This window comes from Humidesulfovibrio mexicanus (assembly GCF_900188225.1).
GTDB classification, from domain to species: domain Bacteria; phylum Desulfobacterota; class Desulfovibrionia; order Desulfovibrionales; family Desulfovibrionaceae; genus Humidesulfovibrio; species Humidesulfovibrio mexicanus.
Genome location: NZ_FZOC01000008.1, coordinates 167,054 through 179,207, shown reverse-complemented (window position 1 = coordinate 179,207; position 12,154 = coordinate 167,054). Strand labels below are relative to the sequence as shown.

General features: G+C 67.0%; 10 protein-coding genes. 6 read left to right on the top strand and 4 right to left on the bottom strand.

Annotated elements, in window-relative coordinates:
- From CHB73_RS16920 to CHB73_RS15005, 5 genes are all read left to right on the top strand, one after another.
- A partial coding sequence (locus tag CHB73_RS16920; protein WP_179217081.1) for a hypothetical protein occupies positions 1 to 271 on the top strand: 271 nt, incomplete at its 5' end.
- Between the two features lie 175 nt (positions 272 to 446).
- Positions 447 to 656, top strand: coding sequence for a Com family DNA-binding transcriptional regulator (locus tag CHB73_RS15015; RefSeq protein ID WP_089275418.1), 210 nt, complete (start codon positions 447 to 449; stop codon positions 654 to 656).
- Positions 604 to 777: a hypothetical protein gene (locus tag CHB73_RS16915; protein ID WP_179217080.1), complete on the top strand. Its 174-nt coding sequence runs from the start codon at positions 604 to 606 to the stop codon at positions 775 to 777. The genes CHB73_RS15015 and CHB73_RS16915 overlap by 53 nt, the downstream gene beginning before the upstream one ends.
- Positions 774 to 1,901, top strand: coding sequence for an ABC transporter ATP-binding protein (locus CHB73_RS15010; protein ID WP_089275417.1), 1,128 nt, complete (start codon positions 774 to 776; stop codon positions 1,899 to 1,901). Before CHB73_RS16915 ends, CHB73_RS15010 begins: the two co-directional genes overlap by 4 nt.
- The gene (locus CHB73_RS15005; protein ID WP_089275416.1) at positions 1,898 to 2,623 is read left to right on the top strand and encodes a formyltransferase family protein; all 726 of its coding nucleotides are present in this window, start codon (positions 1,898 to 1,900) and stop codon (positions 2,621 to 2,623) included. Before CHB73_RS15010 ends, CHB73_RS15005 begins: the two co-directional genes overlap by 4 nt.
- Positions 2,624 to 2,967: 344 nt before the next feature.
- On the opposite strand, the gene CHB73_RS15000 is transcribed toward CHB73_RS15005, so the two are convergent.
- From CHB73_RS15000 to CHB73_RS14985, 4 genes are all read right to left on the bottom strand, one after another.
- Complete coding sequence (locus CHB73_RS15000) at positions 2,968 to 4,518, bottom strand: DUF3369 domain-containing protein (protein WP_089275415.1); 1,551 nt, start codon at positions 4,516 to 4,518, stop codon at positions 2,968 to 2,970.
- Positions 4,515 to 8,198 (bottom strand): PAS domain S-box protein, encoded by a 3,684-nt coding sequence (locus CHB73_RS14995; protein ID WP_089275414.1) that lies wholly within the window; start codon positions 8,196 to 8,198, stop codon positions 4,515 to 4,517. The genes CHB73_RS15000 and CHB73_RS14995 overlap by 4 nt, the downstream gene beginning before the upstream one ends.
- Positions 8,191 to 8,457 carry a hypothetical protein gene (locus CHB73_RS14990; protein ID WP_089275413.1) on the bottom strand — a complete coding sequence of 89 codons (267 nt, stop codon included), beginning with the start codon at positions 8,455 to 8,457 and terminating at the stop codon, positions 8,191 to 8,193. Before CHB73_RS14990 ends, CHB73_RS14995 begins: the two co-directional genes overlap by 8 nt.
- Before the next feature lie 122 nt (positions 8,458 to 8,579).
- Positions 8,580 to 11,234 carry a PEP/pyruvate-binding domain-containing protein gene (locus CHB73_RS14985; RefSeq protein WP_089275412.1) on the bottom strand — a complete coding sequence of 885 codons (2,655 nt, stop codon included), beginning with the start codon at positions 11,232 to 11,234 and terminating at the stop codon, positions 8,580 to 8,582.
- Between the two features lie 208 nt (positions 11,235 to 11,442).
- On the opposite strand from CHB73_RS14985, the gene CHB73_RS14980 reads away from it, so the two are divergent.
- Positions 11,443 to 12,147, top strand: a complete 705-nt coding sequence (locus CHB73_RS14980) for an acylneuraminate cytidylyltransferase family protein (RefSeq protein WP_089275411.1) — start codon at positions 11,443 to 11,445, stop codon at positions 12,145 to 12,147.
- Positions 12,148 to 12,154: the final 7 nt, after the last annotated feature.

Sequence of the window (12,154 nt, the reverse complement as noted above, 5' to 3'; positions counted from 1 at the left end):
GCCGGAACTGGGCACAAACGAGTGCGCCCTTGTGGTGGAGGTTGGGGACGACGTTGCGCCCGGCTGGCTGTGGACGCCGGAGGGCTGCACCGCGCCGCCGGAGCCGGACCCCTGGCCGTCAGCGCCGGATTATCTTGACGCGGCCGCGATCAGCATCGGCCACGCGGAGCGTCTGTACGCAGCCGCCCAGGCCGAGGCCGCCGTCATGGACGCCCAGGGCAACCCTGGCGACGGCCCGGCCACCGTGCTGCTGGAGATATTGGGGCTTTGAGGCGGGGCGACCAAGCGGCCGCCCCGCGCCCAAGAGAGTGGAGAGGCGGGGGAGATTGCGGCTCCCCCACTGGCCCGGCGAGGTAACGCCGGACCACGGCCGAAGCCGCTCTCCGGCCCGTGCGCACGGGTGCCGGAGGACTAGCAGGCGGAGGCGCAACACGTAAAGGCGCAAGATGCAGGAGATTAGATGCGGCAAGTGTAACAGGTTGCTGGCCAAGGGCGAGGCGTTGGACCTCGCCATCAAGTGCCCCAGATGCGGGGCGATCAATCATGTGAGGGACAAGATCCCCGACACTGAAGGCCAGGGAGCCTCGAACAAGGAGGCTCCCCATGGCCGAACCCAAAAAGCTGCCCCCCCTTCCGGCGGGCGCACCCGGTCATAACGCGTTCAGGTACAAGGAACAGTTCGGCGTTGTCGTCATTTGCCGCGATGAGGCCGAGCATAAGCATGTCTTTGAGCGCCTGGCCGCCCAGGGCTATAAGTTGAAGGCGGTGCGCGTATGAGGCTCGCCGTCACGCATGAATGCCCAGACTTCAGTAGCTACCGGGCGGCGCTGGTCAAGTCGCTGTACAATGTGGACACGGGCAGCCGCGTGAGCCTGGAGGCCGACCTCCCGCTTGAAGATGCGGGCTGGAAGCTGGGGCTCATTGTTGGACCGTCCGGCTCTGGCAAAAGCAGCCTCGGCCAAGCGGCCTGGGGCGGCGAGGCCGGGCAGCCCGCACATTGGCCCAACGACAAGCCGATCATCGACGTTATCGCCCTGAATGGCGACTGGCGGGAAGTAACTTCGGCCCTCGCCTCGGTGGGCCTTGGCTCTGTCCCGGCTTGGCTGCGCCCGTATTCCGCGCTCTCCACCGGGGAGCGCTTCCGGGCCGACCTGGCCAGAATCGTGGCCGATGCGCCGGGCCGGGTGGTCATCGACGAGTTCACCAGCGTGGTCGACCGGCAGATAGCCCGCGTCGGGGCTCACGCCTTCAGCAAGGCGTGGCGCAAGACCGGCGGCCAGGCCCTGCTCCTCTCCTGCCACTATGACATCATCCCCTGGCTTGCGCCGGATTGGGTGTTCGACACGGCCACGTGGGAGTTGCGATCTGGGAGGGGGGTTCAACGCCCCGGCATCGAGCTTGATGTGTTCCAGACCGACTGGCGCTACTGGCCGCTTTTTGAGCCGCATCATTACCTGAAGCTGCCGCACATGATCGCGGCCACGTGCTACGTGGGTTTTGTGGGCGAAACGCCCGTTGCCCACGTGGCCGTGTCCACCCGACCGGGCCTGCGCGAGGCGCGGGCCTGCCGCCTGGTGGTCATGCCGGAGTGGCAGGGGGCCGGGGTGGGGCTGCGTTTCCTTGAGGCCGTGTGCGCCATGTGGCGAGCCGGGGAGAACCGCTACGGCAAGCCCATGCCCACGCTCTTTCACACCTCGCACCCTGGCCTTGCCGCCGCCCTGCGCGTGCGTCGCGGCTGGACCCAGGTGAGCGGCAACCTCGTGGGCGAGAGCAAGGCCCGGTGTATCGAAAATCTGCGGAAATCGGCGGTGCGGTACGGGTACACAAACGCAGGATCAGGCTTTGGCGGGCACTTTCGCGCCGTTCAGGGCTTCCGCTATCTGGGGGAGGCCGAAGCATGAACGTGCTGCTCTCAGGACAGAAAGCCTTCGGCGCGGCGGTGTTGGAGCTGCTGCTGGCGCGTGGGCATGGCGTGGCCGCTGTCTCCTGCCCGCCGGAAACAAGCGATGGCCGCCCGGACCGGCTCTGGACGCTTGCGGCCCGGCTGGGTTTGCCGCTGCTCCGGTCTGGGACCCTCTCAGCTGCCACCATGCCGGGCGGGGTGGACCTCATCCTGTGCGCGCACAGCCACGACTTCATCGGCGCGGCCACTCGCGGCAAGACCCGGCTCGGGGCCATGGGCTACCACCCGTCGCTCTTGCCGCTGCACCGTGGCCGAGACGCCGTCTACTGGACTCTCCGAATGGGAGACAAGGTGGCCGGGGGCTCGGTGTACTGGCTCACCGATGTGGTCGATGGCGGGCCTATCGCCGCCCAGGGCTGGTGCTTCACCAGGCCCGGTGACACGCCAAGCGGGCTATGGCGGCGAGAGTTGTTCCCCCTGGGACTGCGGCTCATCGCCAAAGCCCTGGACGACCTGGACGCGGGGCTCATCGTCTCCGTGCCCCAGGACCAGGCCCTGGCGACCTGGGAGCCCTCCGTTGGGCGGCTCCCAGTCTACCGGCCGGACCTGATACCCATTGGCCCTGCGCCGGAGGGGTTTCGGGTGACTCGGGATAGGGCCGCTGAGCGGGAGGGGCTCCTGCGCAGCGGCCCTGTGGCCTTTCCGGTGGGTGATGAATAAGGTTGATTTCTGAAACGGCATTGCAGTATGTGCAACGGCGGGCGAGGGTCAATTATCGCGATTCTCGCCCGCATTTTTAACGACGCGCATCAACGCGGGTCCAGGGGCGCGCAGCCCCTGGCCTGCGGAGCACGAAACAGGCACAGCGTTGTGCCTGTTATGCCTCCGGCGGCCAAGGGGCCTCTCCGGCCCCTTGAAACCCCGGATAAGGGGAAGGCGAGGGAAGCGCCACCCCTTTCCCCATCCACGCGGGTCCAGGGGCGCGCAGCCCCTGGCCTGCGGAGCATGAAACAGGCACAGCGCTGTGCATCTCGCACCAGGCAAAACGTCCCCGAAGGGAACAGCTAGCCCTTGTAGAGTTCGCGCAATTTGAGGAATTCTTCCAAGTTGGCCAGGAGGATGTCTACGATGGCGGGGTCGAAGTGGCGGCCGCGTTCGGCCTTGAAGTGGGCGACGACCTGTTCCAGCGGCCAAGCCGGACGGTAGATGCGGTCGCTCATGAGGGCGTCGAACACGTCGGCCACGGCGGCAAGCCGGCCGTAGATGTGGATGTCCTGGCCCTTGAGGCCGGTGGGATAGCCGGTGCCGTCGTAGCGCTCGTGGTGCTGCAGGCAGATGACGGCCGCGGTCTTGAGCAGTTCCCGGTGCGAGGCTTTCAGGATCTCGTGCCCGATGGTGGGATGCGTGCGGATGACGGCCATTTCTTCAACGGTGAGTTCGCCGGGCTTGTTCAGAATCACATCCGGAATGCCCAGCTTGCCCACGTCGTGCATGGGCGCGGCCAGCCGCAGCAAGGTGCACTCGGTTTCCGGCAGACCGTAGCGCTTGGCCAGCATGTACATGTACTCGGCCACGCGGCGCACATGGTTGCCGGTTTCCTGGGAACGCCATTCGATGGTTTCGCCCAGGGTGAGCACGATTTCGCGCTGGGTGTCTTCCACTTCCTTGTTCAGGTGCAGATTGTCGAAGGCGATGGACACGTTGGCGAAGAAGATTTCCACCAGTTGCAGGTCAAGCTCGGTGAGTTCCTTGCCGCCTTCCAGGTAGATGACGCTCTCGGAGTCGTTCTGGCTGCGGAAGTAGCCGATGTAGCGCTTGCCGTCGAAGAAGAGGCTGGTGCGGTTTTTCACCGCCTGCTCGAAATGCGCGTAGACTTCCGGGGGCACCACGTCCTCCACGTTCTTGCGCACGTGGGGCTGGAATTCGCCGGTGCCGGCCAGAATGCTGAAATGCCCCTTGTTGTTCACCGCGGCGAAGCCCGAGGCTTGGCAAACCAGGGCGTTCCTGTTCAGCTCCAGGATGGAAATGAGCTGCGCAAGCACGCCGGTGGAGAACTTTTCCAAGGATTGCAGCTCGAAGATGTTCTCGCTGGCCTCGATGATCTTTTCCAGGCCCAGGCGGTTGGCCTCGATGGTGGCGATGTCGCTGCTGGTGCGCAGGGCGGAGACGATGGTGGTGAGGAGCTTCTGCGCGGTGAGCTCGGTCTTTTCCTTGTAGTCGTTGATGTCGTATTCGACGATGACGCGCTCTTCCGGGGCCTGGCCGGGCTGGCCCGTGCGCAGGATGATGCGCACGAAGCGGTTCTCCAACTCCTCGCGGATGTACTTGACGAGCTTGAGCCCGGTGTCGTTCTCCTCCATGACCACGTCAAGCAGGATGACGGCGATGTCCGGGTGGGCGGCCAGCATGGCCCTGGCCTCGGCCCCGGTGTAGGCGCTCAGGAACTCAAGCCCGCGCCCCTTGTAGCGGAAGCCGGAGAGCACCAGTCGGGTGACGTTGTGCACCTCGGCCTCGTCGTCCACGATGAGCAGCTTCCAGGCGACGGGGGTGTCCTGGAGCTTGTGTTCGGCCTCGTCGTCGCCGAGGAAGAGCAGTTCGTCCTTGTCGTCGGTCATGTGGGATCCGGTCCGCCCTGGGGCAGCGTGAGTGTGAAGGTGGCGCCCCGGCCGGGCTGGCTCTCGCAGCGCACTTCCCCGCCCAGCTTCTGCGTCACCAGGTTGTAGAGGATGTGCAGGCCAAGGCCGGTTCCTCCCTTGCCTCTACGCGTGGTATAGAATGGCTCGAATATCTTGTCCAGGTGCTCCGGGGCGATCCCGGCGCCGTCATCAGCGTATATCAGCAATACGTATCGCCCCTTTTCCAGGGCGGTGATGGTGATGCGCCCGGCCACGCCGGGCTCGAAGGCGTGCACCAGGGAATTCATCACCAGGTTGGTGACGACCTGCGAAAGCGCGCCGGGGTAGGAATCGAGCGTGAGTTCCGGGTCGCAGATGAGCACCACCTCGTGCTCGGTCTTCTTGAGATGCGGACGAAGGGACAGCAGCACCTCGTCCAGGTAGGCCCGCAGCTTGAAGGAGCGGCGCTCCTCGGTGGAGCGGTCCACCGCCACCTGCTTGAAGCTCCTGATGAGCTCCGCCGCGCGCCGGAGGTTGGAGAGGATCATGCGCGTGGATTCGTCGCACACGCCGAGATACTCTTCCAGGCTTGCGCGCTTGAGCCCCCCGGACCGGTACTCGGCCAGCAGTCCCTGGGTGCGGGCCTCCAGATGCGAGGCCGCGGTAACGCCCACGCCCACCGGGGTGTTGATTTCGTGGGCCACTCCGGCCACAAGCCCGCCAAGGGAGGCCATCTTTTCCGACTCCACCAACTGCTTGTGCGCACGGGTCAGCTGCTCCAGCGCGCTGGTCAGCTCGGCGTTCGCGGCCTCCAACTGCCGGGTGCGCTCGCGCACGCGCTCCTCCAGGCTCTCGTTCATGCGCAGAATGGTGGCCTCGCTCTCGCGCTGGGCGGTGATGTCCCGCGAGAAGCTGGCCAGCTGGCGCACGTTTCCGCCCTCGTCCAGAATGGGGTAGATGGTGATGGAATAGAAGAAGCCCTGGCGATCCTCCTCAAAGGTGCGCGGGCTTTTCGTGCGCAGGGCCTCGCGCACCTGCAGGCGGCGTATCTCCGCGGCGTTCGGCGGCAGGTGGTCGTAGATGTACCGGCCGATCATGTCCTCGGGCATAAGCCCGCGCCGCCTGGCGCCGTGGGCGTTTATGGCCAGCACCACCCCCTCCGGGTCCATGAGGATCACCGAATCCGAGGTGGCGTCGAACAGTGCGCGGATGCGCGCCTCGCTCTCGCGCAGTTCCTCCAGGGCGCGCTTCTTCTCGGTCACGTCGGACAGCAGGCCATCTATGCGCACCACCCGGCCCGTTTCGTCGCGCGTGGCGCGGGCGATGATGGAGCACCAGATGAGGCTGCCGTCCTTCTTGCGCATGGCCAGCTCCATGCCGTCCAGAACGCCCTTGTCCTCCAGGGTGCGCAGCACCCGCTCGCGCGCCAGGGGAAAGGCGTACACCTGGTCTCCCAGGCTGCCCACCAGCTCCATAAGCTCCTGGGGGGATTCGTACCCCAGAATGCGCGCCATGGCCGGGTTTGCGGAGAGGATGCGGCCCTTCAGCGTGGTCTGGAAAATGCCTTCCGGCGCGCTCATGAAGATGCCGCGATAGTTCTCCTCCGCCAGGCGCAGGGCGTCCTCCACGCGCTTGCGCTCCACAATCTCCTGGTCCCGCAGGCGCAGGGTCTCCTTCAGCTCCGCTGCGTGGCGGGTCAGCAGGTGCTCGCGCTCGATGTGGTAGTCGATGCGCCGGGCCATTTCGTCCGGGGAAATGCGCAGCCGCGCCAGCATTCCGCCATAGACATCGCTCAAGGCCCCGGTTTCCTCGGCCGTGAACACGCCCGCCTGCGAAAGGGCCTTGTGCGCAGCGGCCGCGCCCACCACGCCGGAAAAGGCGCGCTCCACCTCGCCGTACAGGGCTGCCAGGGCCGTCAGCGAAATGCGGGTCCTCCCGGCAAGCTTCTGGGACTGCAGGCACTCGTCGATGAGGGCGCGGGACTCGTCGCGCGGCAGATACTCGCGCAGGGGCCGCTCCATGAGGGCGCGTTTTTCGGACAGGTCCGCCTCATCCTCCGCTCCCGGCCCCACGCGGCGGTCGCCCAGGCCCGGCAGCCCCGTGAACTCCGGCAGCACCGCGATCTCCTCCTGCGATTGCCGCGTGTTCAGCGACACCAGCACGTAGAGGCCCGTGTTGAACAAAAGGGTCCAGAACACGCTGTGGGCCACGGGGTCCAGGGCGGTCATGCCGAAGAGCGATTCCGAGCGCAGGAAGGAAAGGCCGAAAAGCCCCTCGCTGACCGGGCCGGACCACACATGCCCGCCCTTGGACAAGGCGGGCAGCAGCATGGTGTGCATCCACAGCAAAAACCCGCCGGAAAGTCCGGCCAGGGCGCCGGACCTGGTTCCGGAACGCCAGAAAATGCCGCCCAGCACGGCCGGGGCGAACTGCAGCACCGCCCCGAAGGCGATGATGCCGATGTTCACCAGGATGTAGGAATCGCCGATGGCCCGCTCGAACCAGTAGGCGGTCAGCACCAGCACGGCCACGCAGGCCCAGCGGCACTGGAGCAGGCGGCGCTTGAGCCCGGCCAGGGCGGGCACCTTGCTGATGACCGGCAAAAGCACGTGGTTGGTCAGCATCACCGCGTTGGTCACCGAGGAGACCATGACCATGCTCATGGCCGCGGCGAAGCCGCCCAGGAACACCAGCAGGGCCAAGGCGGCGTTGCCCTGGGCCAGCGGCAGTCCCAGCACGAAGGTGTCGGCCCTGGCCGGGGAAAGCCCCGTGTCCAGGCCGGCCATGGCTACCGGCACTACCGCCAGGTTGATGCACAAGAGATACAGGGGAAACACCCAGGAGGCCGTGAGGATGTGCCGTTCGTCGGCGTTCTCCACCACGGCCAGGTGGAACTGGTGCGGCAGAAACACAATGGCCGAAAGGGACAAGACCAGGTACCCGGCCCACAGGACATAGGCCCCGCCTTCCTCCCGGCGCAGGCGCAAAATGTCCTCCAGCCGCTCCGGCGTCAGGCCGGAGGCCGGGCCGCCCGCCTCCTGCAAAAGCAGCCACACGGCGAACGCCCCCACGGCCAGCATGGCCGCAAGCTTCAGCACCGCCTCGGCCGTCACCGTGGCCACCATGCCGGGGTGGCGGTCGGTGGGGTCGATGCGGCGCACGCCAAGCACGATGGCGTAAACGATCATCACCGTCACCACCAGCGGGCCGACAACACCAAGCAGCTCGGCCTCGTCACCGGCCAGCATGGAAAAGGTGGAGGTGACGCTCTTGATCTGCAGCGCCACATACGGCACGGAGCCCACGAAGGCCACTGCCGTGGCCAGGGCGGCGACCCGGTGCGACTTGCCGTAGCGCGCGGCCAGCAGGTCCGCTATGCTGGTGACGTGGAAGCTGGTCTTGATCCGCGTGAGCTTGCGCACAAGCACCCACCACAGGGCCGCGCAAATGGTGGGGCCGATGTAGATGGTCAAGAACAGCGGACCGGAGACCACCGCCTTGCCCACGGAGCCGTAGTAGGTCCAGCTGGTGCAATAGGTGGCCAGGGAAAGGGCGTAGACCAGCGGACGGTTGGTGATGGACCGCCCGGCCTCGGCGCTGCGCTCGGCCCACTTGGCCAGCAGCAGCATAAGGCCCATGTACCCGGCCAGAACGCCCAGCACCAGAAACGGGCTAAACATCGCCGCCGCCCGCCCGCTCGTCGCCCGTGCAGGATTCGCCGGTCGCGGCGCCGGGCTCGACAGGCGTCCGGGGCCTCCTGTCCGGGTCGGCGCAGCGCGCCGCCAGGGCCAGCAGCCCAATGCCAAGCACCCAGGCCCCGAACAGCCAGAACAGCAGCCCCCCACGGGGAGGAATGCTCATCATGGGCCAGTTGAAGGCCACCAGAAGGATGGCGAAAACGAAGGCCGCGATGCCTGATCGTGTCCGGCAGCTCTCCATGGACACTCCTTGCGCGCCAGGGTTCCGGCGGACTGGCGCACCGGAACGTTAGCGCGAAACGCGGCGCGCGCGCAATGGCCGCGGGAAACTTTTCTCTGTCCCCGCGAGACCTTGCGCCCGTCCTACGGCAGAGCCCCGCCAGAAGGCGGCGTCTGCCCGTCCACAGGTGGCGGCGGCTGGCCGCCGTCGTCCGCGCCGCGCTCGAAGGCGTAGTTGCCTTTGAAAAACTCCTCCACGTACCAGTCAATCTGCCCATCGTCGGAGAGCAGCATGTCCAGCAGGCGCACCGCGCCCAGGAGCCGCCCCACCATGTCCAGCTTCTGCTTCAGGTCGGTCTGCGAATATTTCCGCACCTCGCCGCGCACCATGTCGCCCTTGATCTCGGTCTTGAACTCCAGGCGCTTCAGGATCTGGGCGATGAGCCTGGCCCGGCGCGAACGCCGGGCGATGTCCGCCGCGCCGCCCTTGAAGGAGAACACGACGTAGTTGTCGTTGATGCCGGGGCCGCAGTAGCTGTCCACCACGGCGAAGTGATAGCCCAGCCGAGTGTTGAAGTTCACATAGTGGTCGCTGACCACGGCGTAGCTGGGGCCGCCCATGGTCCCGTCGGCGTTGGGGTCGGAAAGGATGGACTCGGCCACGATGCTGGCGAAACCGCCAAGGCTCACTCCAACGCCCCCCAGCCAGCGCACGCGGGGGTCGGTCATGCCGTGCAGCAGGCCCTGGAAGGGCGCGCTCTTCACATGCTCCAGCTCCACAACCTTTTTCGGGGCCGTTGGCGTGAGCCCGCCGCCCAGGTCCACCACCAGGATGTTCAGGGGCACGCCCGCGCGCAGGCGCACGGCGCCTTCCGCGTCATCCAGCCCGTCGCCGATGTTGAACATCTCGCGCATCCCCATTTCGTGGGCGAAACGGATGATGTCGTGCAGGGTTCGGCAGCCCTCGGGCGAGAAATTAAGCGCCTTGGGGTCGATGAGGTTCAGCGGGGCCATGCGCCTCAAGGCCTCCTGCGCGGCCTTGTACACCGGGCTGCCGCGCATGAGGTTCACGCAGGGCCTGTCGCGGACAAGCTCCGGCACCACGCCCCGGTAGACAATGCCGCTCGTGGCGTCGAGGGTGATGGTCTCGCCGTGGGCGATGGCCCGGGAGGCGTTCTCCAGCCCCACCAGGGTCGGCACGCCGAACTCCCGCGCCACGGAGGCCATGTGCCCGGTGACGCTGCCCACCTCGGTGATGATGCCGCGGATGCGGCCCAGAACCGGCACATAGGCGGGCGAGGTCTTCCGGGCCACCAGGATGGCGCCTTGGGGCACGGCGGGCAGGTTGTGGTCGCTGTCCAGAACATAGACCGGGCCGGCGGCGCTGCCGGGAGAGGCCATTGCGCCCCCGCGAAGGAGGACCTCCCGGCCATGGACGGGCTCGGGCTGGGCCGCTGGGGAGCAGCCTTCCTCCTGCCCGTGGCCCATGCCCAGGGGCCTGGCCTGCAGGATGAACAGGCGTCCGCCCTGGTCCTGGGCCCACTCGATGTCCAGCGGCTGGCCGTAGTGTTCCTCCAGGCGAACGCCATAGGCCGCCAACTGGCGGATTCTGGTCTCGTCCAGGCAGGGGGCGCGGCGCAGTCCCTCGGGCACCTCCTCCTCGCGGATGCCGTCGTCGGCGCGCAGGCGCAGACGGCGGAGCTTCACGGCCACATCGCGCCGCACGATTGACGAATCCTTGCGTCGCACCGCGTAGAAATCGGCTCCGGCGCTGCCGTCCACCACGCTTACGCCCAGGCCCCAGGCCGCGCTGACGAGGATGTCGTCCGCGCCCTGGCCCGGGACGCCCGCCGCCGTGGGATCGCCCGTGTACATGACCCCGCTTGCGCGCGCGTCGACCATGGTGACGCACAGCACCGCCATGACCACATCGTCGTCGGAATAGCCCATGCTGCGGCGATAATACACCGCGCGCGGGCTGAAGGTGCTGGCCACCACCTCCTTCCAGGCCTGGCCCACGTTGTGCGCGCTGACGTTGAGCACGGTGGCGTGCTGCCCGGCGAAGGAGGCCTCGGAGTCCTCGCAGGTGGCGCTGGAGCGCACGGAGACGCGCACGTCCGGACCGAAAAGCCCGGCCAGTTCGTCCATGCAGGCGGCCATGCCGATGGAGAGTTCTTCGGGCAGGGGCGCGGCAAGGATCATGGCCTGCACTTCCTCGCATACGGCCATAAGCTCGCCGGTGTCTTTCACGTCGATGCGCCGCATCCGCCGCCCGATGCGCTCGGAAAGCCCCGTGGTTCGCAGAAAATGCTGGCAGGCGTAGGCCGAAACGGCGAAGCCGCGCGGCGTGGGCAGTCCGGCGCGGTTGGCCACCTCGCCCAGGTTTGCCGCCTTGCCGCCAACCTCGTCGGCCAGTTCGGCGGAAAGCGCGCGCATGGGCAAAATAAGCTCGCCCTTCTTGATGCGCCTGCGGTGGGCAAGATCCTTGAGAATGGCCACGCCAAGACGCTCGGTGGCGTCGAAGAGGCCGGGGTGCTTGCCTCCGGAAAGCGCGTTCAGATCCTCGGCCAGATCGTAGACCAGGCTGATCAGATCCTCGGAGAGGATGAGCACCTGCTCGATGGTGAAGGGCTTGTTTTCGTACAGCAGGTGCTCGAACTCGGTCAGCAGCTCCAGCGACCTGTTGTTCTTGATGAGCAGGCTCTTGAAATACTCGTATTTGCGCTTGGCCGCGCCGTCCTCCCGCGACACGGCCTGCTGCCTGCCGCTGCCAAGGAGCATGTTCAGGAATTTGAGCATGGCCGTCTCCAGTGCATAAGGGGAAAGACGCCGGTTTGCGACACTGTAGACGGTAGCGAAAGCGCGGCCCGTGCGCAAGGAAATCGTTGCGCAACGGGCGCGGACCGGGCGGCATTGCGGGCCATGGGCAAACAGGCTAGGATACCGCACAGTTTTACGGCGGACCCTAACGGTCCGTGCCGACACGGCGCGCAGCGGAGGTCGCATCATGTACAAGGGCAGGCGCATCCTGGCCACCATCAACGCCCGTGGCGGCAGCAAGGGCCTGCCGGGCAAGAACATCCGCGACCTCGGCGGCCTGCCGCTCATCGCCTGGAGCATCCGCGAGGGCAGGCGCTCGGCCTTCATCGACCGGCTCATCGTGTCCTCGGACGACGAGGGCATTCTGGCCGTGGCGCGCGCCCACGGAGCCGAAACCCCCTTCGTGCGCCCGGCGGAGCTGGCCCAGGACGACACCCCCGGCGTGGACCCGGTGCTGCACGCGGTGGCAGCCCTCGGGCCGGAGGCCTTCGATTACGTGGTGCTGCTCCAGCCCACCTCGCCCCTGCGCACGGTGGAGGACATCGACGGCTGCATCGCCGCCTGCCTGGACGAGGCGGGCCCCTGCATGATCAGCGTCAGCGAGGCCGAAAAGAGCCCCTACTACATGTTCACCATGGACGCGGGCAAGCGCATGGCCCCGGTGATTCCCCAGGAGCGCTTCCACACCCGCAGGCAGGACCTGCCCCAGGTGGTGACGCCCAACGGGGCCGTGTACGTGGCCGACTGCGCCTGGCTGGCCAGGACCAGAAGCTACCTGACCCCGGAGACGCGCGCCTACCTGATGCCGCGCGAGCGCTCCCTGGACGTGGACAGCCTGCTGGATTTCGAGATTTGCGAACTGATGCTGCGCAAGGCCGGACGCCTGGCCTGAAGCGGAG

Bases quoted from the DNA above. Each gene is read 5' to 3' on its own strand.
- CHB73_RS14980 (WP_089275411.1), top strand. From the start codon at position 11,443: ATGTACAAGGGCAGGCGCATCCTGGCCACCATCAACGCCCGTGGCGGC.
- CHB73_RS14995 (WP_089275414.1), bottom strand. From the start codon at position 8,198: ATGTTTAGCCCGTTTCTGGTGCTGGGCGTTCTGGCCGGGTACATGGGC.
- CHB73_RS15015 (WP_089275418.1), top strand. From the start codon at position 447: ATGCAGGAGATTAGATGCGGCAAGTGTAACAGGTTGCTGGCCAAGGGC.
- CHB73_RS14990 (WP_089275413.1), bottom strand. From the start codon at position 8,457: ATGGAGAGCTGCCGGACACGATCAGGCATCGCGGCCTTCGTTTTCGCC.
- CHB73_RS15005 (WP_089275416.1), top strand. From the start codon at position 1,898: ATGAACGTGCTGCTCTCAGGACAGAAAGCCTTCGGCGCGGCGGTGTTG.
- CHB73_RS16915 (WP_179217080.1), top strand. From the start codon at position 604: ATGGCCGAACCCAAAAAGCTGCCCCCCCTTCCGGCGGGCGCACCCGGT.
- CHB73_RS15010 (WP_089275417.1), top strand. From the start codon at position 774: ATGAGGCTCGCCGTCACGCATGAATGCCCAGACTTCAGTAGCTACCGG.
- CHB73_RS14985 (WP_089275412.1), bottom strand. From the start codon at position 11,234: ATGCTCAAATTCCTGAACATGCTCCTTGGCAGCGGCAGGCAGCAGGCC.
- CHB73_RS15000 (WP_089275415.1), bottom strand. From the start codon at position 4,518: ATGACCGACGACAAGGACGAACTGCTCTTCCTCGGCGACGACGAGGCC.